The 22538-nt window shown below is 68.7% G+C and carries 21 protein-coding genes, 1 other RNA gene and 1 pseudogene; 12 read left to right on the forward strand and 11 right to left on the reverse strand.

The features are described from left to right. Window positions 1-156 precede the first annotated feature (156 nt). From A5688_RS22030 to A5688_RS22040, 3 genes and pseudogenes are all read right to left on the reverse strand, one after another. Entirely contained in the window at window positions 157-1725 is a 1569-nt protein-coding gene (locus A5688_RS22030) for an alpha/beta hydrolase (protein WP_165607496.1), read from the reverse strand. A 144-nt stretch (window positions 1726-1869) separates the two neighbouring features. Then, window positions 1870-3426, reverse strand: coding sequence for an alpha/beta hydrolase (locus A5688_RS22035; RefSeq protein WP_067828004.1), 1557 nt, complete (start codon window positions 3424-3426; stop codon window positions 1870-1872). 57 nt (window positions 3427-3483) lie between these two features. Next, window positions 3484-4239: pseudogene (locus A5688_RS22040) on the reverse strand (WS/DGAT domain-containing protein); the annotation flags it as partial. A 203-nt stretch (window positions 4240-4442) separates the two neighbouring features. Here A5688_RS22040 and panB point away from each other — a divergent pair. Both panB and A5688_RS22050 read left to right on the forward strand, forming a co-directional pair. Then, window positions 4443-5291, forward strand: coding sequence for a 3-methyl-2-oxobutanoate hydroxymethyltransferase (panB, locus tag A5688_RS22045; protein ID WP_068268274.1), 849 nt, complete (start codon window positions 4443-4445; stop codon window positions 5289-5291). Window positions 5292-5507: 216 nt separating this feature from the next. After that, window positions 5508-6692, forward strand: a complete 1185-nt coding sequence (locus A5688_RS22050) for a 1,4-beta-xylanase (RefSeq protein WP_082955058.1) — start codon at window positions 5508-5510, stop codon at window positions 6690-6692. Window positions 6693-6702: 10 nt separating this feature from the next. Here A5688_RS22050 and A5688_RS22055 read toward each other — a convergent pair whose 3' ends face one another. Beyond that, a complete protein-coding gene (locus tag A5688_RS22055) occupies window positions 6703-7101 on the reverse strand; it encodes a heme-binding protein (protein ID WP_207546723.1) in 399 nt (132 codons plus the stop codon). Window positions 7102-7285: 184 nt separating this feature from the next. Between A5688_RS22055 and A5688_RS22060 the strand changes: the two genes are divergently transcribed. Together A5688_RS22060 and A5688_RS22065 are read left to right on the forward strand one after the other, a co-directional pair. Next, on the forward strand, window positions 7286-7531 hold the full coding sequence (locus tag A5688_RS22060; protein ID WP_067835256.1) for a hypothetical protein: 246 nt from the start codon (window positions 7286-7288) through the stop codon (window positions 7529-7531). A 156-nt stretch (window positions 7532-7687) separates the two neighbouring features. Beyond that, window positions 7688-9235: a CYTH and CHAD domain-containing protein gene (locus A5688_RS22065; protein ID WP_067909673.1), complete on the forward strand. Its 1548-nt coding sequence runs from the start codon at window positions 7688-7690 to the stop codon at window positions 9233-9235. A 10-nt stretch (window positions 9236-9245) separates the two neighbouring features. On the opposite strand, the gene rnpB is transcribed toward A5688_RS22065, so the two are convergent. Then, window positions 9246-9648, reverse strand: an RNA gene (gene rnpB, locus A5688_RS22070) — RNase P RNA component class A. A gap of 77 nt (window positions 9649-9725) precedes the next feature. Here rnpB and A5688_RS22075 point away from each other — a divergent pair. Next, the gene (locus A5688_RS22075) at window positions 9726-10436 is read left to right on the forward strand and encodes a 2OG-Fe(II) oxygenase (RefSeq protein ID WP_067909676.1); all 711 of its coding nucleotides are present in this window, start codon (window positions 9726-9728) and stop codon (window positions 10434-10436) included. Between the two features lie 6 nt (window positions 10437-10442). Here A5688_RS22075 and A5688_RS22080 read toward each other — a convergent pair whose 3' ends face one another. Next, a complete protein-coding gene (locus tag A5688_RS22080; RefSeq protein WP_067909634.1) occupies window positions 10443-11075 on the reverse strand; it encodes a class I SAM-dependent methyltransferase in 633 nt (210 codons plus the stop codon). Between the two features lie 47 nt (window positions 11076-11122). Here A5688_RS22080 and A5688_RS22085 point away from each other — a divergent pair, with 47 nt between their 5' ends. The 4 genes from A5688_RS22085 to A5688_RS22100 all read left to right on the forward strand — a co-directional run bounded on the left by A5688_RS22085 (window position 11123) and on the right by A5688_RS22100 (window position 15142). Continuing rightward, entirely contained in the window at window positions 11123-11698 is a 576-nt protein-coding gene (locus tag A5688_RS22085) for a helix-turn-helix domain-containing protein (protein ID WP_067832075.1), read from the forward strand. A gap of 49 nt (window positions 11699-11747) precedes the next feature. After that, window positions 11748-12926 carry a cytochrome P450 gene (locus A5688_RS22090; RefSeq protein WP_067909637.1) on the forward strand — a complete coding sequence of 393 codons (1179 nt, stop codon included), beginning with the start codon at window positions 11748-11750 and terminating at the stop codon, window positions 12924-12926. Continuing rightward, complete coding sequence (locus A5688_RS22095; RefSeq protein WP_067909640.1) at window positions 12923-13117, forward strand: ferredoxin; 195 nt, start codon at window positions 12923-12925, stop codon at window positions 13115-13117. The genes A5688_RS22090 and A5688_RS22095 overlap by 4 nt, the downstream gene beginning before the upstream one ends. A 72-nt stretch (window positions 13118-13189) precedes the next feature. Then, window positions 13190-15142, forward strand: a complete 1953-nt coding sequence (locus A5688_RS22100; RefSeq protein ID WP_067909642.1) for an aconitate hydratase — start codon at window positions 13190-13192, stop codon at window positions 15140-15142. A gap of 2 nt (window positions 15143-15144) precedes the next feature. On the opposite strand, the gene A5688_RS22105 is transcribed toward A5688_RS22100, so the two are convergent. The 4 genes from A5688_RS22105 to cobC are packed head-to-tail and all read right to left on the reverse strand — an operon-like array spanning window position 15145 to window position 19197. Further along, complete coding sequence (locus A5688_RS22105) at window positions 15145-16281, reverse strand: bifunctional RNase H/acid phosphatase (protein ID WP_067909645.1); 1137 nt, start codon at window positions 16279-16281, stop codon at window positions 15145-15147. Beyond that, complete coding sequence (locus A5688_RS22110) at window positions 16278-17015, reverse strand: zinc ribbon domain-containing protein (RefSeq protein WP_067909648.1); 738 nt, start codon at window positions 17013-17015, stop codon at window positions 16278-16280. Before A5688_RS22110 ends, A5688_RS22105 begins: the two co-directional genes overlap by 4 nt. After that, on the reverse strand, window positions 17012-18148 hold the full coding sequence (locus tag A5688_RS22115; RefSeq protein ID WP_067909651.1) for a Nif3-like dinuclear metal center hexameric protein: 1137 nt from the start codon (window positions 18146-18148) through the stop codon (window positions 17012-17014). The genes A5688_RS22110 and A5688_RS22115 overlap by 4 nt, the downstream gene beginning before the upstream one ends. Next, window positions 18145-19197 (reverse strand): Rv2231c family pyridoxal phosphate-dependent protein CobC, encoded by a 1053-nt coding sequence (gene cobC / locus A5688_RS22120; protein ID WP_067909653.1) that lies wholly within the window; start codon window positions 19195-19197, stop codon window positions 18145-18147. The genes A5688_RS22115 and cobC overlap by 4 nt, the downstream gene beginning before the upstream one ends. A gap of 81 nt (window positions 19198-19278) precedes the next feature. Here cobC and A5688_RS22125 point away from each other — a divergent pair, with 81 nt between their 5' ends. From A5688_RS22125 to A5688_RS22135, 3 genes are read left to right on the forward strand one after another with little or no spacing between them, the layout of a single operon-like run. Then, window positions 19279-19992, forward strand: coding sequence for an HAD-IA family hydrolase (locus A5688_RS22125; RefSeq protein ID WP_207546724.1), 714 nt, complete (start codon window positions 19279-19281; stop codon window positions 19990-19992). Beyond that, entirely contained in the window at window positions 19985-20482 is a 498-nt protein-coding gene (locus A5688_RS22130) for a low molecular weight protein-tyrosine-phosphatase (RefSeq protein ID WP_067909657.1), read from the forward strand. The genes A5688_RS22125 and A5688_RS22130 overlap by 8 nt, the downstream gene beginning before the upstream one ends. Beyond that, window positions 20482-21321 (forward strand): SURF1 family cytochrome oxidase biogenesis protein, encoded by an 840-nt coding sequence (locus tag A5688_RS22135; RefSeq protein ID WP_067909660.1) that lies wholly within the window; start codon window positions 20482-20484, stop codon window positions 21319-21321. The genes A5688_RS22130 and A5688_RS22135 overlap by 1 nt, the downstream gene beginning before the upstream one ends. Here the strand turns inward: A5688_RS22135 and A5688_RS22140 are convergent. Next, complete coding sequence (locus A5688_RS22140) at window positions 21303-22259, reverse strand: cobalamin biosynthesis protein (protein WP_067909664.1); 957 nt, start codon at window positions 22257-22259, stop codon at window positions 21303-21305. The two genes, A5688_RS22135 and A5688_RS22140, sit on opposite strands and share 19 nt — an antisense overlap. Between the last annotated feature and the right edge of the window lie 279 nt (window positions 22260-22538).

Consider the following 22538-nt stretch of genomic DNA (forward strand, 5'->3'; position numbering starts at 1 on the left):
ACCGCCGTCGTGCGCTATCTGGTCGCCGGCACGCCGCCGCCGGCCGCCTACCGCTGCCAGTCCTGACCCGCGCGGGGCGCCCGGTCTGCCGCCCGGTAGCACAAGGCACGCACGGGTTTTCGCTCACGGTGAGAGCTGGACATGTCCCCGCGCGGGTCAGGACTGGCAGCGGTAGGCGGCCGGCGGCGGCGTGCCGGCGACCAGATAGCGCACGACGGCGGTGTCCACGCATTGGTGACCGTTGAACACCGCGGTGTGCTGCGTCCCGTCGTAGGTGATCAGCGGGCCGCCGAGCTGGCGGGCCAGGTTCACCCCGGCCTGATACGGCGTGGCCGGGTCGTGCGTGGTGGAGACGACAACGACCTTGCCGGGAGCCATGGGCGGTGCGGGGTGGGGCGCCGACGTCGCCGGCACCGGCCACAGCGCGCACAAATCGCGGGGAGCATTTCCGGTGAACTGCCCGTAGCTGAGGAACGGTGCGGCCTGGCGGATGCGCTGATCGGCACTGACCCAGCTGGCTTGGTCCGTCGGATTCGGCGCGTCGACGCAGCGGATCGCGTTGAACGCGTCCTGGTCGTTGGAGTAGCGCCCGCTGCGATCGCGCCCGTCGTAGTCGTCGGCGAGCGCCAGCAGGTCGCCCGCGTCGGCGCCGCGCGCCAGGCCGAGCAGGCCGCTCGTCAGGTATTTCCAGTGCGCCGGTGTGTAGAGCGCGTTGATGGTGCCGGTGGTGGCGTCGGCGTAGCTCAGGCCGCGCGGGTCTGCGGTGCGGCCCGGTTTGGTCACCAGGGGGTTGACCAGTGCGTGGTACCGGTTGACGAACTGGGCCGGGTCGGTGCCCAGCGGGCAGCCGGCCGAGCGGGCACAGTCGGTGGCGTAGTCGTTGAAAGCCGTTTGGAATCCCGCCATTTGGTTGACGTTCTCGTCGATCGGCCCGACGGTCGGGTCGATGGCGCCGTCGAGCACCATCGTGCGCACGTGGCTGCTGAACTTCTCCAGATAGGCGGTGCCCAGCTCGGTGCCGTAGCTGTAGCCCAGGTAGCTGATCTGGTCGTCGCCCAAAGTCTGGCGGACGGCATCCATGTCCCGCGCCACCGACGCCGTGCCCGCGTTGGCCAAAAACGCCGTGCCCATCCGGTTGACGCACTGCTGGGCCAGCTGCCGGTAGAGCTGCTCGATGTGCGCGACCCCGCCCGGGCTGTAGTCGACCATCGGCTCGCGGCGGTACGCGTCGAATTCGGCGTCGGTGCGGCAGCGCAGCGCAGGTGTCGAGTGACCGACGCCCCGGGGGTCGAAGCCGACCAGGTCGAAGTTGCGCCGGACCGGCGAGTCCTGTAGGTCGGGGGCCATCGAGGCCACCATGTCGACCGCCGAGCCGCCGGGGCCGCCGGGATTGACCAGCAGCGATCCGATCCGTTGCCCCGTGGCGGGTACCCGGATCACCGCCAGCTTGGCCTGCGCGCCGGCGGGGTTGTTGTAGTCGATCGGTACCGACACGGTGGTGCACTGTGCGGTGGGGATATCGCTTGTGTCACTGACGAATTGGCCGCAGCTTCCCCAGCCTTGCGGTACCGCGGCCGACGGCGGATTCGGGCCCGGCGTCTGCCCGGCGCCAGGTTCCGGTGTGGCGGCGGCCGTGGGCAGCGTGACGGCGCAGGGACCGCTGAGCAGCAGCCCGAATGAAAACAGCGCCGAGCTCAGGGATCTCAGGCGCGACATGGCTGTCATCGTTGCAGGCCCGGGTACCCGTGACAGCGCGAAACGGTTACGCCTTGGTCTCGGCTGCCGTCCCCGCCGCGCGTGCGACGACGGCGGGGAATCGGCGAAAACCTCGCCGTGAGTTCACGTTCGGTGTCAGCTCGACTTACCCGGCTAGCACTTGGCGCCGTCGGGCGGGATGGAGCCGCCGACCAGATACGCCGTCACGTAGTTGTCGATGCAGCCGTCGCCCTGGAAGACCACGGTGTGCTGGGTGCCGTCATAGGTGAGTAGAGAGCTGCGCAGCTCGTTGGCCAGGTCGACGCCCGCCTTGTACGGAGTGGCCGGATCATGGGTCGTCGACACCACCACCGTGGGCGCCAGCCCCGGCGCGGAAATGGTGTGCGGCTTGCTGGTTGGCGGCACCGGCCAGAACGCGCAGGTGCCCAGTGGGGCGTTACCGGTGAACTGCCCGTAGCTCATGAACGGTGCGACCTCGCGGGAGCGGCGGTCTTCGTCAACCACCTTGGCGCGGTCGGTGATCGGCGGCTGGTCCACGCAGTTGACCGCCACCCGCGCATCGGTGGCGTTGGTGTAGTGGCCGTGCGAGTCGCGGCGCATGTACATGTCGGCCAGCGCGAGCAGGGTGTCGCCGTGATGGTCGACGAGTTCGGACAGGCCGTCGGTCAGGTGGTGCCACAGGTTCGGCGAATACAGCGCCATGATGGTGCCGATGATCGCGTCGCTGTAGCCCAGTCCGCGTGGATCGTTCGTCGGGACCGTCCGGCCCACCATCGGGTTGTTCGGGTCGACCAACGGGTCGACGAGGCTGTGGTAGACGTCGACGGCTTTGGCCGGATCGGTGCCCAGCGGGCAGTTCGGTTGCTTCGCGCAATCGGCGGCGTAGCCGTTGAACGCGTCCTGGAATCCCTTGGCCTGACGAAGGTCGGCCTCGATTTGATCGGCGTTGGGGTCGACGGCGCCGTCGAGGATCATCGCCCGCACGTTGTGCGGGAAGGCCTCGGCGTACGCCGAGCCGATCCGGGTGCCATAGGAGTAGCCGAGGTAGGTCAGCTTGTCGTCGCCGAGGGCCGCGCGGATGGCATCGAGATCCCGTGCGACGTTGACGGTTCCGATATTGGCCAGGAAGTTCTTGCCCATCTTGTCGATGCAGCGGCCGACGAACTGCTTGGTCTCGTCCTCCATGTGGGCCACACCGGCCGGGCTGTAGTCGACATTGGGTTCGGTGCGCAGCCGATCATTGTCGGCATCGGAGTTACACCAGACCGCCGGGCGCGACGCTCCCACCCCGCGGGGGTCGAAGCCGACGAGGTCGAACCGTTCGCGGACCTTCTTGGGCAACGACTGGACGACACCCAGCGCAGCTTCGATGCCGGACTCCCCCGGCCCGCCCGGGTTGATCACCAGCGAGCCGATCTTGTCTCCGGTCGCGGGGAAACGGATCATCGCCAGCGTTGCCACGTCGCCGTCGAGGTGGTCGTAGTCGACCGGCACGGCCAGTTTGCCGCACAGCGCGCCGGCTGGGAGTTTGACCTTCGGGTTGGCCGCCCGGCACGGCGTCCACTCCACCGCCTGGCCCAGCTTCGGCCCGGACATGACGGCGCGCCCCACCACGACGCGGACACAGCCCGACAGCAGCAGCGCGACGGCAGCCATCGACGTCCAGATCAGCAGCGTGCGCGCGATCTTGCCGCGGCGAGACAGGCTCATGCCAACCTATGCTGCCAGAGGAAACCTGAGATCATGATTAGCGGCACCGCCGCCCGGTCACCGCGCGAGCGCGAGCAACTCCTCCATGCCCACCGCGAACTCGTCGGCCATCTCCCACAAGTCGGGCAGCAGATCCGGGCAGGCAACCAGGCCGATGTCGAGTTTGCCGTGCAGCGACATGGCGGTGATGTTGAGACCCGAGCCGTGAAAAATCGGCCCCAGCGGATACATCGATTTGACCTCGCAGCCCAGCATGTACAGCGGTACCTGCGGACCGGGCACGTTGGAGACGACCAAATTGTGCACCGGCATGCTGTCGGTAAACCGGGTGCGGGAATAGAGCCGCATCGCAATGCCGAACACCGCCGGGGCGGCGAATTGCGTCCAATCCTGCAGCAGTGACGCGCCGATAGCTGAACTATGTTCTTTGGCAACCGAATTCGCCTCAGCGATGGCTTCCAGCCGTTCCACCGGGTCGATCATTTCGGTGTGCAAATTGGAAAACATCGCCGACACCTGATTGCGGCCGGGCCGGTCGGATTTGCCGTGCACCGAAACCGGGACCGACGCCACCAGCGACGAATCCGGCAATTCGTTGCGGTCGGCCAGGTATTGGCGAAGCACCCCGGAAACCAACGCCATGACGACATCGTTGACTTTGACACCGAAATGGTTTTTCACCGCTTTGATGTCGTCGAGGTCCAATTCGGCGTAAGCGATGTTGCGCCGATCGGTGATCTTGGCGTTGAACACGGTTCCCGGGGCCGCGAACGGACGGGCCATGGCCAGGCCCTCGCGCGCGCGGCGCACCGTGACGAGGTCTCCAGATACAGGAAGCTGGCGTCGAGTCCACCCAGCCGCTGCATGCGCGCATGGTATGTCTCACACCGTCACGCCGGTGCAACTGCGCAAAAGAAATGGCAGAATCGAGTAGTCCGTCGAACCCGGGGACCCGCTCAGGATTTTTTAAAGACTGAGGGCCACGAGGATCGAACCGACCACCATTAGGGACAATGATGTCTGAGCACAACGTTTACGGTGCCAACTCGCTCGCGCAGCCCGAAAAGCCGCGGCCCAAGATCCGCACCCACCACCTGCAGAAGATGAAGGCCGAAGGCCACAAGTGGGCCATGCTCACGGCCTACGACTATTCGACGGCCCGCATTTTCGACGAGGCCGGCATCCCGGTCCTGCTCGTCGGCGATTCGGCGGCCAACGTGGTGTACGGCTACGACACCACCGTGCCCGTCTCGATCGACGAACTGATCCCGCTGGTGCGTGGCGTGGTGCGGGGCGCCCCGCCCGCCCTGGTCGTCGCCGACCTACCGTTCGGCAGCTACGAGGCCGGACCGGCCGCCGCGTTGGCCGCCGCCACCCGGTTCATGAAGGAGGGCGGCGCACACGCGGTCAAGCTCGAGGGCGGCGAACGGGTTGCCGAGCAGATCGCCTGCCTGACCGCCGCCGGTATTCCGGTGATGGCGCACATCGGGTTCACCCCGCAAAGCGTGAACAGCCTGGGCGGCTTCCGGGTGCAGGGCCGCGGTGACGCGGCGGAGCAGACGGTGCACGACGCGATCGCCGTCGCCGAAGCCGGTGCATTCGCCGTCGTCATGGAGATGGTGCCGGCCGAATTGGCCACCCAGATCACCGGCAAGCTGACCATCCCGACCGTCGGGATCGGCGCCGGACCCAACTGTGACGGCCAGGTCCTGGTCTGGCAGGACATGGCCGGAATGAGCGGCGGCAAGGCGGCGCGCTTCGTCAAGCGATTCGCCAACGTCGGCGACGAATTGCGCCGGGCCGCTAGCCAATACGCGGAAGAGGTGGCCGGCGGGGTATTTCCCGCCGACGAGCACTGCTTCTGACCCGCCGCGCCGGCTGAGTCACCCGATCGGTACCGCCCGGTGGCGCGTCCAGCCCGCCGATCCGAGCTTCACCCCTGGTCGACGACGTTATCGCTGCCACCGCCAAACCATTGAAAAGTGTTGCGGTACAGGGATGTACGATTGCTCTGAAAGAGAAGATCCGAACTCTGACGAGCAGGGGTGGACCACATCGACCGGGGGAATCGCGGTGACTTCGTGCGCCGTCGAACGGTGTTGGCGGTGCCGCTGCTGGTGGCAGGAGGCATGGCTTTGGCACGGACACCGCGCGGGTCCGCGGCACCGCCTCGCACCTCCCCGCAAGCAAGCCGATGGTCACCCGAGCGCGCCAACCGCTGGTATCAGGCGCAAGGCTGGCCGGTCGGCGCGAACTACGTCACCTCCAGCGCCATCAATCAGCTGGAGATGTTCCAGCGCGAGACCTTCGACCCCCGGCGTATCGATACCGAACTGAGCTGGGCGCAATCCAACGGGTTCACTGCGATCCGGGTCTTCCTGCACGATCAGCTGTGGGCGCAGGACCACCGCGGGTTTCAGGGCCGCCTCGCCCAATTCGTCGACATCGCGGCACGCCACGGCATCAAACCGCTGTTCGTCCTGTTCGATTCGTGTTGGGATCCGTTTCCCCAGCCGGGCCCCCAGCGCGCGCCGCGGCCGGGCATCCACAACTCCGGCTGGGTGCAAAGCCCCGGGGCGGCGCGCCTGGACGATCGTGGCTACCTGCGCACCCTGCGCGGTTACGTCACCGGAGTCCTGACGCAATTCCGCAATGACGATCGCATCCTGGGCTGGGACGTGTGGAACGAGCCGGACAACCCCGCCGACGCCTACGCCGCGGTGGAGCGGAAAGACAAGGTGGACCTTGTCGCCCAGCTGCTGCCCCAGGTGTTCGAATGGGCACGGCTGGTCGACCCCTGCCAGCCGTTGACCAGTGCCGTCTGGCACGGCGAGTGGGCCGACCCGGGTCGGCGCAGCGTCATCAGCGGCATCCAGCTCGACAACTCCGACGTCATCACGTTTCACTCCTATGCCGAGCCGGCGGAGTTCGAGAGGCGCATCGCCGAGCTCGTCCCGCAGGGCCGCCCGATCCTGTGCACCGAGTACATGGCCCGGCCGCTGGGCAGCACGGTGCAGGGCATCCTGCCGATCGCCAAGCGCGCCGGCGTAGGCGCGTTCAACTGGGGGTTGGTCGCCGGAAAGACGCAGACGTATTTCCCCTGGGACTCCTGGGACCACCCGAATCCGGATCCCGCCATGCCCCGGGAGTGGTTTCACGACCTGCTGGGTCCCGATGGACGGCCATTCAGGGACACCGAGATTCAGGCGATCCTTCAGTTGAGCGATCTGGCGATGCATCTGCAGCCGCCGCCACCGGCCGGCTGACGGCGAACGGTCAGCGGCACCGGTTCTGGAAGTCGGTCAACGGCTGGCGAATGCCCTCGAGGTCGGCGTGGGTCTGCGGGTTGGCATCCATGTACTGCTTCAGCTGTGCGCGCATGTCGTCGCGTGGCTGCCCCTTCAGACTGGTGAAGTAGGCGTTGACGTCCGGATGGGTGAACAGATACGCCGACGTCGCCGCGGCAACGCCCGAGGACACCTGGGCAAGATCGGCCGCCGTGCAATTCGGTTGCGACGAGGGCGCCGGTTCCGGATCGTCCATCGGCGGATCCGCGGCAGCCGAACCCGCCGTCGAGAAAAGCACCGTCGTCGAGAAAAGCATTGCCACACCGACCGCGCCGGCGGCCATTGCGCCGCCAACGGCTCGGGCCGCCGGTCGAACAAAAGACACCATGGAAACGCTCCTTCGTCGGGTATCACCAACCCGTCCGCTATTCGTATCGCAAACGATAAGGGGTTTTCTCGCCACGCATGCGCCATTGGAGGAGTCGAGAAATGCGGAGTCATTCGTCAATCCCGGCCCGTCCACCCGGACGCGACGGCACAATGCATTAAGGGTGGCAGGAAGGAGACCGCAGATGAATCGGCGCCGCTGGTTTGTGGCAGTGCTGGCGTTCTGGGGCTTGGTCGCAACGCCCGGAATTCTTGTTGCCGTCCATTCCGCCGATCGGTCGGAGGCGACCGTGTGTGTGGGTGCGGGCCGCCGCATCTCGGTCAGCGGGTGCACCAACATCGCCGACAACATCGAACGCTATGTCCCGCCGCCGGCCGCCTATGCGCCGCTGCCGGAAGACGACGCGCCGCCTCCTCCCCCGCCCCCTTAAGACGGCCGCGACGGCGCTTCACCCACCGGCCGATCGGTGGCGGCCCCGTCGTTTCGGTATGGCAGGCTATGGGTGCTCATTTCCCACCGTCCACCATGTTCACGGCCGCGGCGACGCGCCCTACGCGCCCGCCCCGCCCCTTCAGTGGAGCCGAAGATGCCTGCAAAAGCGCCGCAGACCTCGCGTCATCTCGAGGTCGAGCGCAAGTTCGACGTGGTCGAATCCACCGTGTCGCCCTCGTTCGAGGGCATCGCCGCGGTTGCCCACGTCGAGACGTCGCCGACGCAAACCCTGGATGCGACGTACTTCGACACGCCCATACACGATTTGGCGCGCAACAAGATCACCCTGCGCCGCCGCACCGGTGGCTCCGACGCGGGATGGCATCTGAAGCTTCCGGCCGGACCGGACGCGCGGACCGAGGTCCGCTTGCCGCTGGACGCATCAAGCGGAAACGACATCGTGCCCAGCGAGTTGACGGACGTGGTGCTCGCGATCGTTCGCGATCGCCCGCTGCAGCCCGTCGCGCGCATCACCACCCGGCGCGACAGCCAGGTGCTGTACGACGCCGCGGGCACGGCGCTGGCCGAGTTCAGCAACGACCACGTCACCGCGTGGTCGACTCGAGGCTCCGAGGACACCGACTCGGCGCCGACCGAGCAGGAATGGCGCGAGTGGGAATTGGAGCTCCTCGAGGCGAGCGGGCTGTCCAACGGGACGGCCGGTGTCGAGCTGCTGAACCGGCTGAGCAATCGGCTGCTGGACGCCGGCGCCGCACCGGCCGGTCACGGTTCCAAGCTCGCGCGGGTGCTCGGTACCGCGCCGCCGCCCGACGGTGGCCAGCCGGCCGAGGATCCGTTGCAGCGCGCCATCGTTGAGCAGGTTCGCGAGCTGCTGGTGTGGGATCGCGCGGTGCGCGCCGACGCCTACGACTCCATTCACCAGATGCGGGTGACCACCCGCAAGCTGCGCAGCCTGCTGCGGGATTACCAGGATTCGTTCGGGTTGCCCGAGGAGGGGTGGGTCCTCGACGAGTTGCGTGAGCTCGCCGGAATCCTGGGCGTGGCGCGCGACGCCGAGGTGCTCGCCGAGCGATACGAGCGTGACTTGGACGGGCTCGCACCGGAATTGGTGCGCGGGCCGGTGCGCGAACGCCTGGTCGGCGGCGCGCAGCGGCGCTACCAGACCGGGCTGCGCCGGTCGTTGATCGCGATGCGCTCGCAACGATACTTCCGCCTGCTGGATTCCCTCGACCTGATCGCGGCTCAAACCCCCGGCGCCGCAACCGCCGAGGAACAGGCGCCGGTGACCATCGATGCCGCCTACAAGAAGGTCCGCAAGGCCCAGAAGGCCGCCGCCCAGGTCGACCGCGAGCACCCGGACGACGAACACCTGCGCGACGAAGCCATCCATCGGATCCGCAAGCGCACCAAGCGACTTCGCTACACCGCCTCCGCTACCGGCGCGGCCAAGGTATCCGAACGGGCCAAGGCCGTCCAGTCGCTGCTCGGTGACCACCAAGACAGTGTGGTCAGCCGCGAGCATCTGCGCCAGGAGGCCGAAACGGCGCACGCGGCCGGCGAGGACACCTTCACCTACGGGCTGTTGTATCAGCGAGAGGCCGACCTGGCCGACCGGTGCCGTGACGACCTCGACGACGCCCTGCGCGAACTCGCCAAAGCGGTGCACAAGGCGGGGCATTAGAAGCTGAAGGCGGACGAGTTGGCCTGTAAGCCGGATTCTGTTCCCCGCCGCCGCGCATAAGCAACGGCGGCGCGGCGGCGACCATCCATCTGGGCACACCGTCACCGGGTGCCTCGAGCGGCCTACCCGCAGGCTCGGGCGAGCAGCCCTCGAACGCCTGCGCGGCCGCACCCGGGGGTGCGGCCTTCTTGGCCTTGCTTCGGGTGGGGTTTGCCGAGCCACCCCGGTCACCCGGGATGCTGGTGCGCTCTTACCGCACCGTTTCACCCTTACCACCGCGAGGGTGGCGGTCTGTTTTCTGTGGCACTTTCCCGCGAGTCACCTCGGATTGCCGTTAGCAATCACCCTGCTCTGTGAAGTCCGGACTTTCCTCGAACCGCCTCGCGACGGTCCGCGGCCGCCCGGCCAACTCGTCCGCGACGATCAACGGTACTACCTGCGGCATGCTGGGGCCAGCAACTATGGCTCGCGCGGCTCTATCGTGGACCTGATGGACCGATGGGAAAAGCGTGTCGACACCGGCGATTGGGACGCCATTGCCGCCGCGGTCGACGAGTACGGCGGCGCGCCACTGCCGCGGCTGGTCACATCGGGTGAAGCCGCCCGGCTGCGCAAGCTCTACGCCGACGACGACCTGTTCCGGTCGACCATCGACATGGCGCCCAAACGCTATGGCGCGGGGCAATACCGCTATTTCCATGCGCCCTACCCCGAACCGGTCGAAGAGCTCAAGCAGGCGCTCTATCCCCGGCTGCTGCCGATAGCCCGCGATTGGTGGGGCAAGCTCGGCCGGAACGCACCCTGGCCGGACCGCCTCGACGATTGGCTGGCGGCCTGCCACGCCGCCGGCCAGACCCGATCCACCGCCCTGATGCTCAAATACGGCGCGGGCGACTGGAATGCGTTGCACCGGGATCTCTATGGCGAGTTGATCTTCCCCCTACAGGTCGTCATCAACCTGAGCGACCCGGACACCGACTACACCGGCGGCGAATTCCTGCTCGTCGAGCAACGGCTGCGGGCCCAATCCCGGGGCATGGCAACGCAACTGCCGCAGGGCCACGGGTACGTCTTCACCACCCGGGAGCGACCGATGCGCTCGGCCCGGGGCTGGTCCGCGGCGCCGGTGCGGCACGGTGTCTCGGTCGTTCGCTCCGGTGAGCGCTACGCGATGGGGCTGATCTTCCACGACGCGGCATAGGCGGGGCTATCCGATCCGTCGCAACACCATGATGTTGTCGGCGATCGTTCCGACTTCCCCGTTCGGGCCGACCATTTCGCGGTCGACGGCCTCGGTCCGCAGCCGAGTCCAGTGCGGCGCGTCCAATTGCACCGCTTCGAGAACCTCGTCGATGCCGGCGAAGCTGTGATCGTGATGCTCCGCCCAGGGCGGGGCGGAGCCATGGTCGACGATCAACAGCACCCCACCACGATCTACCCGCTCGGCCGCCCGCCGCAGCACCCCGTCGCGTTCCAGTCGCGCCGGCGAGTGCAGATACTGGGCGGACACCAGGTCGAATGTCCCCTCGGGGAAGCTCTCGTTGAGGTCGTGGCGCTGAAAGTCGATGCGTGCGAGCAGGTTCCGCGCCGAGGCCGCGTCGGTGGCGCGCCGCAGCGCGGTGGCCGAGATGTCGACGGCCACCACCTCCCAGCCGCGCTCGGCCAGCCACAGCGCGTCGGCCCCTTCCCCGCAGCCCAGGTCGAGCGCCCGGCCCGCCGGCAGCTCGGCGGCCACGTCGGCCAGGCGGGGATTGACCCGCCCGCTCCAGACCCGCTCCGCCGAGCCGTAGCGCTCCTCCCAGAACCGCTGGGCGTCATCAGGTTTGCACGAATTCTCCATACCGCGAGCTTGCCTACCCCGTACATCATTTGCCAAGCTGATTTGCCATGCAGGCAAAAACCACTTCCGATATCGACCTCCTGGTGCGCCGGCGACTTCGCGAACTGCGCGTGCAGCGCGGCTTGACGCTGCAGGAGGTCGGCGAGCGCGCCGGGATCGACGTCTCGACGCTCAGCCGGCTCGAATCCGGGAAGCGCCGGCTGGCTTTGGATCACCTGCCGCGGCTGGCCCGGGCACTATCGGTCAGCACCGACGAGCTGCTGCAGACGCCGCCGACGCCCGACCCGCGGGTGCGCGGCACCGCGCACACCCACCACGGCGTCACCTATTGGCCGCTGACCCGTCAGGGCCCCGCCGGCGGCCTGCACGCGTTCAAAATTCGGGTCAGCCCGCGGCGCCGCACCCCGCCCGCCGACCTGCCGGTGCACGAGGGGCAGGACTGGATGTACGTGCTTTCCGGGCGGATGCGGCTCATCCTGGGCGATCGCGACTTCACCATCGACCCTGGCCAAGCCGTCGAGTTCTCCACCTGGACGCCGCACTGGTTCGGCGTGGTGGACGGGCCGGTGGAGGCCATCGTGATCTTCGGACCGCACGGGGAGCGGCTCCACCTGCATAGTTGATCGGAATTAGACCATTGCCGGATAGGCACGTCGGTGTCAGGCTGACCAAATGACAGAAGCCGAAAGTTTCGTCGACCAGACGGTCACGGGGCTCGCGGAGCCGCAACCGATGTACAAGGCGCTGCGCGAGACCAGCCCCGTGTTCCGGTCGCCGCAGGCGGTCGTTCTCAGCCGCCTGGCCGACATCGAGATGGCGCTCAAACACACCGAGCTGTTCTCGTCGAACATGGATGCGGTCGACCTGGGTAATGTGCGGCCGCTGATACCGCTGCAGATCGACCCGCCCGAGCATGCGAAGTACCGGCGCATCCTCGACCCGCTGTTCACTCCACGGGAGATGGCACGGCGCGAACCTCTCGTCACCGAGCTGGTCAACGAGATGATCGATCGTTTCGCCGGCCGGGGCGAGTGCGACTTCCACGCCGAGTTCGCGGTGCCGCTGCCCTGCACGGTCTTTCTGCAGCTGCTCGGCCTGCCGCTGGACGACCTCGACCAGTTCCTGGTCTGGAAGGACGGCGTGATCCGCCCCGAGGGCGACTCCGGTTTCGACCGCCGCCACGAGAGTTCCGCGGACGTGGCGCAGCAGATTTACGACTATTTCGACCGCGCCATCGACGACCATATTGCGAACCCACGCGACGACGTGCTGTCGGCGATGATCGCGGCGAATTTCAAAGACGAAGCGGGCCAACCACTATCGCGGGAGGAGCTACTCGACATCTGCTTCCTGTTTCTGATCGCCGGGCTGGACACGGTCACCGACTCGCTCGACTGTTTTTTCGTATACCTGGCGCGTCACCCCGATCACCGTCATCAACTCGTCGAGCAGCCCGACGTCCTACCCAGCGCTGTCGAGGAGTTGTTGCGCTGGGAGACACCGGTTCCCGGCGTCGCCCGGGTCGCCATCCAGGACGTCGAGGTGGGCGGGTGCCCGATCAGCAAGGGCGAACGGGTCAGCCCGCTACTGGGCGCGGCCAATACCGACCCGGCCGAGTTCCCCGACCCGGAGCTGGTGGACTTCACCCGTAACCCCAACCGGCACCGAGCTTTCGGCGGTGGCCCGCACCGCTGCCTCGGGTCGCACCTGGCCCGCATGGAGCTGCGGGTGGCCTTGCGTGAATTCCACCGGCGCATACCGGATTACGAGATCAAGCCCGGCACCGAGCTGTCCTACACCGCCGCGCTGCGGTCGGTCGAGTCGCTGCCGCTGGTATTCCCGGTGTCATGACCCGCATAACGGTCGACCCCGACCGGTGCACCGGGCACGGGCGCTGCTACTCCCTGGCACCCGACGTCTTCGACGCCGACGAGGCCGGCTATTGCCTGGTGCTGGCCGGCGAGGTGTCCGGTGAACTCGAAGCGCAGGCCGTGACCGCAGAACGCAATTGCCCGGAGAGCGCCATCACTTTGGCCCGTTGAACACCGGGCCGGCGACAAACGCCGGCCATCGAACCGTGCTAGAACACGCCGTACCGGGGTAGTCCCCCTGGTATGGCCATGAACGTCGCTCACAAGCTGATCAGCTCGCATCTGGAGTCCGGGGAGATGTCCCCGGGAGAAGAGATCGCGCTCCGCATCGATCAGACGCTGACCCAGGATGCGACCGGCACGCTGGTGATGCAGGAACTCGAGGCGCTCGGGCTCGATCGCGCCCGCACCGAGGTGAGCGTGCAGTACGTCGACCACAACCTGTTGCAGGGCGACGAGAAGAACGCCGAGGATCACGAGTACCTGCGCACCGCGGCGCAACGCTTCGGCCTGTGGTTCTCCAAACCGGGCAACGGAGTCTCGCACCCCACCCACATGCAGCGCTTCGGCATCCCCGGCAAGACGATGGTGGGCTCCGACTCGCACACTCCGGCGGCGGGATCGCTGGGCATGCTCGCGATCGGCGTCGGCGGCCTCGAGGTGGCGCTCGCGATAACCGGGCGGCCGCTGCACATCCGCATGCCCGAGGTATGGGGCGTGCGGCTCGAGGGTGAGCTGCCCCCGTGGTGTTCGGCCAAAGACGTGATCCTGGAGATGTTGCGGCGCCACGACGTCCAGGGCGGAGTGAATCGGATCATCGAGTACCACGGTCCGGGCGTGGCCACGCTGACGGCGATGGACCGCCACGTCATCGCCAACATGGGAGCCGAACTCGGCGCCACCACGACGGTGTTTCCCAGTGACGAAGCCGTGCGCGAATTCCTCCGCGCCGAAGAGCGCGAGGACGACTGGATGGAGTTGCTGGCCGACGAAGACGCCGCGTATGACGTCGAGGACACTATCGACCTGTCGCAGATCGAGCCGCTGATCGCCAAACCGTCGTCACCGGGCAACGTGGTACCGGTTAGCGAGGTGGTCGGCGAGGAGATCGCCCAGGCGGTGATCGGTTCCAGCGCCAACCCCGGGCTGCGGGATTTCGCGATCGCGGCCGCGATGGTGGCGGGACGCCAGACGGCGCCGCAGGTCAGCTTCGACATCAATCCGACATCGCGCGAGATCCTGGCCGACCTGACCAAGATGGGCGCGACGCTGGATCTGGTGGTGGCCGGCGCGCGTATCCACCAGGCGGGCTGCATGGGGTGCATCGGCATGGGCCAGGCGCCCGCGGTCGGTCGCAACTCGCTGCGCACGATGCCGCGTAATTTCCCCGGCCGGTCCGGCACCAAGGAGGATGCGGTCTGGCTGTGCTCGCCCGAAACCGCTGCGGCATCGGCGCTGACGGGAGTGATCACCGATCCGAGGGACTGGGCCAAACAGGAGCGGATGGACTATCCGAAACTCGATCTGCCCGAGCGCAACTCCGTCAACACGGCGATGCTCGTCCCTCCGCTGGACGCGGAGGAGGCACAACGCGTCGAACCCGTGAAGGGACCCAACATCTCCAGCCTGCCCGAGTTATCGCCGCTGCCAGACGAACTCGAGGCGCCGGTGCTGCTCAAGGTCGGCGACAACATCTCCACCGACGAAATCTCACCGGCGGGCGTGCAGGCTCTTCCGCTTCGGTCCAACATCCCCAAGCTCGCGATGTTCAGCTTCACCCGGGTCGACGACTCCTACCCCGAGCGGGCTCAACAGGCCGGCGACGGCGGGCACATCATTGTCGCCGGGGACAACTACGGCCAGGGCTCCTCGCGTGAGCACGCCGCGATCGCACCGCGCTACCTCGGGTTGCGCGTCGTCATCGCGAAGTCCTTCGCACGCATCCACTGGCAAAACCTGGCCAACTACGGGATTTTGGCGCTCGAGTTCGAGGATCCCGACGACTACGACTCGATCGACCAGGACGACACCCTCCGCATCCAGCATCTGAACGCGATCGACGATGAGAATGTCCTGCACGTCGACAATGTCGGCAAGGAATCGTCATTCGCGGTGCGGCATCGACTCTCGCCACGACAAGTCAAGGATGTGTTGGCCGGCGGCTTGATTCCACGACTCAACCAAGAGCGGGAGTGAAGCTACAGATACGCCGTCTGGTTGACCAATCGCACCGAAGACGCTCCGTCGGAATAGAACTCGGCGATGCTCAACGATGCCAGGTCGAGGTGCAGCCGGTACAAGATGCCGGGCCCGGCGTCCAGCGCCTCGCGCAGCAGCATCTTGATGGGTGTCACGTGTGACACCAACAGCACCGTCGTGCCTCGGTGGGCGGCGACGATCCGGTCGCGAACCCTCGACACCCGTTCGGCCACCGTGTCGAAGCTCTCACCACCCGGCGGGTCGGTACTGGTGTCTCGCAGCCAGCGACCGTGCAGTTCGGGGTCGCGCTCGGCGGCCTCGGCGAACGTCAGCCCCTCCCAGGTGCCGAAATCGGTCTCGATCAAGTCGTCGTCGACGGTCACGTCCAGGCCCAGCGCCTTGGCGGCCGCCGCCGCCGTGTCGTAGGCGCGTTGCAGCGGCGAGGCGAAGACCGCCGAAATCCCGCCCCGCTGAGCCAGATAGCGTGCCGCGGCATCGGCCTGCCTGCGCCCCATCTCGGTGAGCGCCGGGTTGCCCCGGCCCGAATACCGCCGCTGCACCGACAACTCCGTCTGGCCGTGCCGCAGCAACAGCAGCCGCGTCGGGGCGCCGCGCGCGCCGGTCCAACCGGGTGCCGACGGGGCCGGCGCCGTTGCGGGCTCGGGAGATTCGGGTTTTTCCGCCGGCTCGGATCGCGTCACCGGCGTGGACTCTTCCGTGGCGCCGGCGGCCTCGGCCGCGGCGTCCATCGCCTCGTTGGCCAACCGATCGGCGTGGGTGTTGCGGTCCCGCGGAATCCACGTGTAGCTGATCCTCGCGAATCGCGCCGCCCGGCTTCGCGCCTGGGCGTGCAGTTCAATCAGGTCGGGGTGCTTGACCTTCCACCGCCCCGACATCTGTTCCACCAACAGCTTGGAATCCAGATACACCTTGGCCTCGGTGGCGCCCAGGTTCAGGGCGTCGTCCAAACCGGCTATCAGACCCCGGTATTCGGCGACGTTGTTGGTGGCCCGGCCGATGGCTTGCTTGGCCTCGGCCAGCACGGTCGCGCGGTCCTCGGTCCACACCACCGCGCCGTACCCGGCCGGCCCGGGGTTACCGCGTGATCCGCCGTCGGCTTCAATGACGACCTTCACTGATCAAACCCCTTGACCCGCAACAGGATCGCGCCACACTCCGGGCAGCGCACCACGTCGTCGTCGGCGGCCGCCGAGATGCGGGACAGCTCGCCGCGGTCGATTTCGAGCCGGCAGGCCCCGCACCGGCGTCCCAGCAGCTGCGCGGCGCCCGGGCCTCCGCCGGCGCGCTGCCGTTCGTACAGGGCGGACAGCGCCGGATCCAGTGCGGCGCTCAGCGATTCACGTCGCGAGGACTGCAGCTCGCGGGCCTCACTGATCTCGGCGACCGCGGCGTCGAGAGCCTGCCGCGCGCCGGTCATCTCGGCCTCCAGTGACGTGAGCGTCTGCTGCTCACCGTCCAGCTGGGATTGCAGCTCCTCGCGACGTTCCATCACCTCCAGCAGCGCGTCCTCCAGACTGGTTTGACGGCGCTGCAGGGTCTCCAGCTCGTGCTGAAGGTCCGACAGTTGCTTGGCGTCGATGGTGCCCGACTGCAGCAGCGAGCGGTCGCGGTCTTCGCGCTGGCGCACCGCCTCGATCTCTGCCTCGTGCCGCGACACGTGGGCGTCGACGTCTTCCAGGGCGATGCGCACCGCGGCCAGCCGGTCGCCGGCCGCCTCGAACTCCGCCTGCAACCGCACGCAGGCCTCTTGTTCCGGCAGATGCGCCGCGCGGTGCGTGATGCGGGACAGCTCGGCGTCGAGTTTCGACAGTTCGAGTAACGAACGCTGCTGTGCTACCTCGGCTTTCACGGCCCGTCACCCCCGGCGTGCTCGACGTTCCACGGGTCGGTGCGAATCGAGCTCACCCGCACCGAGAGCTCCGCACCGAAAAGCGACCGCAGTAGGTCGGCCGCCTGTTGACACCACGGGAATTCACTTGCCCAATGTGCCACATCGATCAAAGCCACCTGGGAGGCACGGCGATGCTCGTCGGCCGGATGGTGCCGCAGATCGGCCGTGACGTAGGCCTGCACCCCGGCCCCGGCCGCGGCGGCCAGCAACGAGTCCCCGGCGCCGCCGCAGACGGCGACGCGCGACACTTCCATGTCGGGGTCCCCCGCCGCGCGCACTCCCCAGGAGGTCCGCGGTAACGCGGCGCTCACCCGGGAGACGAAGTCGCGCAACGGTTCCGGGCGCGCCAGCGTCGCGATGCGGCCCAATCCGGCGTCGCTGGGTGGGGGCACCAGCGCGAAGATGTCGAAGGCGGGCTCCTCGTAGGGATGGGCGGCGCGCATGGCCGCCAGCACCGCGGCGCGGATCCGCGCGGGCGCGACGACCTCGAACCGGTCCTCGGCCACCCGCTCGACACTGCCCACGCTGCCCACCGCGGGCGAGGCGCCTTCGTGTGGCAGAAACTGCCCGATGCCGCTGACGCTCCAGCTGCAGTGCGAATAATCGCCGATATGGCCGGCCCCGGCGGCAAATACTGCCGCCCGCACAGCTTCCGCGTTCTCGCCGGGCACGTAGACGACCCACTTGTCGATGTCGGGCGCGTTCGTTGCCGGTTCGAGTACGGCCTCGACCGTGAGCCCAAGCGTCGCGGCCAGCGCGTCGGAGACTCCCGGGCGGGCCGAGTCGGCATTGGTGTGCGCGGTGAACAGCGAGCGCCCGGTCTGGATCAACCGGTGCACCAGTGCGCCCTTGGGGGTGCTGGCCGCCACGGTGTCCACGCCGCGCAACAGCAGCGGATGGTGGGCCAGCAGCAGCCCCGCCGGGGGAACCTCGTCGACGACCGCCGGCGTCGCGTCGACCGCGACGGTCACCGACTCGAGCTCGTCGCCGGGGTCACCGCATACCAGGCCCACCGAGTCCCAGGACTCGGCGAGCCGGGGCGGGTAGGCCTCGTCGAGCACCGCGATGACATCGGCCAGCCGCACGCTCACCGCCGCCCCCCGACTCTCTCCGGCGTGACCGCCTCCGCAATCGCCTGCACCAGCTGCGGCCACTCGCGTCGCACCGCGGCCCGCAGGTACTCCTCGCCCAAGCCGACGAACGTATCACAGCGGCGAATGGCAATTCCCCAGTCGTGCAGACTTTTTCGTAGCTGGACGGCGTCGGGTGTCCGGAACAGCACGAACGGGGCCCGGCCGTCGACCACTTCGGCGCCCGCCGAGGCCAGACCGGCCACCATCTCGGCACGTAGCCGGGTTAGGCGGGCCGCGTCGGCCGCCGCCTCGGCGACGGCCCGCCGCCCGCAGCAATCCGCGATGGCCGTCAGTTGCAGCGTCCCCACCGGCCAGTGCGCCCGCTGAGCGGTCAGCCGCGCCAGCATTTCCGGGGAACCCAGCGCGTAGCCCACCCGCAACCCGGCCAGCGCCCAGGTCTTCGTCAAGCTGCGCAGCACCAGCACGTCGGGTAGCGCGTCACCGGCCAGCGACTGCGGCTCGCCGGGAATCGAGTCGGCGAACGCCTCGTCGACCACCAGGATCCGTCCGGGCCGGCGCAACGCCAGCAGTTGCTCGCGGCTGTGCAGCACCGAGGTTGGGTTGGTCGGATTACCCACCACCACCAGGTCGGCATCGTCGGGGACGGCCGCACCGGCCAGGCCGAACGGCGGCTCCAGCACGACGTGGTGCACCGGCACCCCGGCCGCGCTCAACGCGTCGGCGGGTTCGGTGAACGCCGGGGCGATGATCGCGGCCCGCCTCGGGCGCAGGTTGCTCAGCAGGGCGAACGCCTCGGCCGCCCCGGCCAGCGGCAGCACCTCGTCGCGGGCCCGGCCGTGTCGCTCGGCGGCCGCGTCCTGCGCCCGGTCGACGTCGTCGGGGCTCGGGTAGCGCGCCAGGTCGGGCAGCCGCTCAGCCAGCCGGCGCAGCAGCCACTCGGGCGGTTGGCCGTGCCGGACGTTGACGGCGAAATCCAGCATCCCGGGCGCGACGGCCTGATCACCGTGATAGCGCGCCGCAGGCGGGCTCAGGTTCAGACTCGCCATCCGAGAAACACTAGTGGGCCGTGGGGGCCGCCCGAAGCAACACCGTCACACCCGGTCGCACCCATCGAGGACAATGGTGAGGTGACAGGCACAACGTCAGCCGATTGCCAGGCCCCCGGCGCCGCCACCTCCCCGGCCGGAGTGGAGCTGGTGATCTTCGATCTGGACGGCACACTGACCGACTCCGCGGAGGGCATCGTCGCCAGCTTCCTGCATGCGCTCGACCAGATCGGCGCCCCGGTGCCACCCGGCGATCTCGTCGCGCAGATCGTCGGCCCGCCGATGGACGACACCTTCCGGGCCATGGAACTCGGCGACAACGCCGAGGAGGCGATCATGGCCTTTCGCGCCGAGTACGGCGCCCGGGGCTGGGCGATGAACGCGCTCTTCGACGGGATCGAGGCGCTGCTGGTGGACCTGCGCGCCGCCGGTGTCCGGCTGGCGGTGGCCACCTCCAAACTGGAGCCGACGGCGCGGCGCATCCTCGCCCATTTCGGGCTTGACCAGCATTTCGAGGTCATCGCCGGCGCGAGTCCCGACGGGTCGCGCAAGACCAAGGTCGAGGTGCTGGCGCACGCGCTGGCGCAGCTGGAACCGCTGCCCGGGCGGGTGCTGATGGTCGGTGACCGCAGCCACGACGTGCACGGCGCGGCCGCACACGGCATCGACACCGTGGTGGTCGGGTGGGGCTACGGCAAGGCCGACTTTCCCGACCGCGCCGCCGGAAGCGCGGCCGCCTCCGGCGTGACGCACGCCGCAACCATCGACGAATTACGGAGGGCGCTGGGTGTCTGACTCCGAAGCGCTGCATGTCACGTTCGTGTGCACCGGCAACATCTGCCGTTCGGTGATGGCCGAAAAGATGTTCGCCGACCAGCTGCGCCGGCGGGGTCTGTCGGGCGCGGTGCGGGTGAGCAGTGCCGGCACCGGCAACTGGCATGTCGGCGAGCGCGCAGACGAGCGGGCCGCCGGCGTCCTGCGTGCCCACGGCTACCCGACCGAGCACCGCGCCACCCAGGTCGACGCCGACCACCTGGGCGCCGACCTGGTGGTGGCCCTGGACCGCAACCACGCCCGGATGCTGCGGCACCTGGGCGCCGACGAGGACCGCGTCCGGATGCTGCGGTCCTTCGATCCGCGCACCGGCGCCCACACGCCCGACGTCGACGATCCCTACTACGGCGACACCGCGGACTTCGAACGCGTCTACACCGTCATCGAGGCCGCGCTGCCGGGGCTGCACGACTGGGTGGATGAGCGACTCGCGCAGAACGGATCGCCCTGATGCGCCGTTTGCCCTTTCTGCTGCGCCCGGGCTGGATAGTGCTGGCCCTGGTGGTCATCGCCTTCGCCTACCTGTGCTTCACGGTGCTCGCGCCCTGGCAGCTCGGGAAGCACAGCAGGACCTCCGAGGAGAACCGGCAGATCGAATCCTCGCTGAACACCGCGCCGGTCCCGCTGAAAACGCTACTGCCGCAGCAGAACTCGACGGCCCCCGGCGCGCAGTGGCGCCAGGTCACCGCCACCGGGCATTACCTGCCCGACGTGCAGGTGCTGGCCCGGTTGCGGGTCATCGATTCGAAGCCGGCGTTCGAGGTGCTGGTGCCGTTCGTCGTCGACGGCGGACCCACCGTCCTGGTCGACCGCGGCTACGTGCGGCCCCTTCAGGGGTCCCATGTCCCGCCCATCCCCCGCCCGCCGGCCCAGCCGGTGACCATCACGGCGCGGCTACGCAACTCCGAGACCGCCGCGCCGAACAAGGACCCGTTCGTGGGAGACGGTGTGCAGCAGGTGTATTCGATCGACACCGAACAGGTCGCGGTGCTGACGAAGGTCCCGCTGGCCGGGTCGTATCTCCAGTTGATCGACGGTCAGCCCGGTGGGCTCGGCGTGGTCGGCGTACCCCAGCTGGACGCCGGCCCGTTCCTGTCCTATGGCATCCAGTGGATCGCGTTCGGCATCCTGGCCCCGATCGGGCTGGGCTACTTCGCTTACTCCGAGATCCGCGCCCGCCGCCAGGAGAGGCAACAGCGGCCGTCACCCGCCGCCGAGACGGCGCCCACGCCCGAGGCGCCGCAGACCGTGGAGGCCAAACTCGCCGACCGCTACGGCCGCCGGCGATAACCCGACAGGTAGATCGAGAGCGCGGCCAGCACCGCGGCGCCCGCCTGCACCAGCGACGACAGCGCCACCGCGCGCCGCAGGTCGGCCACCGCGGGCTCGCGGCCATCGCCGAGCGTGGGCCGGATCTGCAGCTCGTGGCGGTATTGCGTGGGGCCGCCGAGGCGCACGCCCAGCGCCCCGGCGAAGGCCGCCTCGACGACGCCGGCGTTGGGGCTGGGATGACGGGCGGCGTCCCGGCGCCAGGCCCGCGCCGCATCCGCCGGTGATCCGCCGACCAGAGGGGCCAGCAGCACCGCCAGCGACGCGGTCACCCGCGCGGCGGCATAGTTGGCGGCGTCATCCAATCTCGCTGCGGCCCAACCGAATCGGAGATAACGCGGCGAGCGGTAGCCCACCATCGAGTCCAGGGTGTTGATGGCTCGGTACACCAGCACCGCGGGCACGCCACCGGCCGCCGCGCACAGCAGCGGCGCCACCTGGGCGTCGGAGGTGTTCTCGGCGATCGATTCCAGCGAGGCGCGGGTCAGGCCCGCGCCGTCCAGCGACGCCGGATCACGCCCACACAGCGACGGCAGCAGCCCGCGCGCGCCCTCGAGGTCGCCGCGTCCCAGCAGCTCCGACATCTCCAGGCCGGTGCGCGCGAGCGAGGTTCCGCCCAGCGCGACCCAGGTGGCCGCGGCGCCGGCCGCGATCGCCCACGATTCGCCGCGACGCCCGGCGGCCCGCTGCACCGCCAGGCCGAGCAGGCCCACCGCCGAAATCAGCGCGCCGGCATGGACCGCGCCGGCGATCCGGCTGTCGCGATAGGTCGCTTTCTCCAGCGCGGCGGCGGCTCGGCCGAACAGCGCGACCGGATGACCCCGTCGCGGGTCGCCCAGCGCGCGGTCGGCCAGGTAGCCGAGCACCACGCCCGCGACCCGGGTCTGCGTCGCAACCACTTCGGCAGCGTCTCACACCTGGGTGCCGCCGCCCCGCCGTCCAGGGCCGTCTAGGCAAGCGCCACGATCACGACGACGATGACCAGCACGACCAGGATGGCCACTGTCCACCACAGCCCGAAGCCATATTTGAACTTGCCGTCGCCGCGTGTCATCTGCGGGCTCGTCGACGGCGCGACCCCCCATTTTCCGCCCGGCGAGAGGTTGGGCGGGTCGGGCGGCGGAGGACTTGAATTGCCAGGTTCAGTGCTCATCCGCCCAGGCGTGCCCGTTCTCGGG

This window comes from Mycobacterium mantenii (assembly GCF_001667865.1).
In the GTDB taxonomy this organism is placed as follows: Bacteria; Actinomycetota; Actinomycetes; order Mycobacteriales; family Mycobacteriaceae; genus Mycobacterium; species Mycobacterium mantenii_A.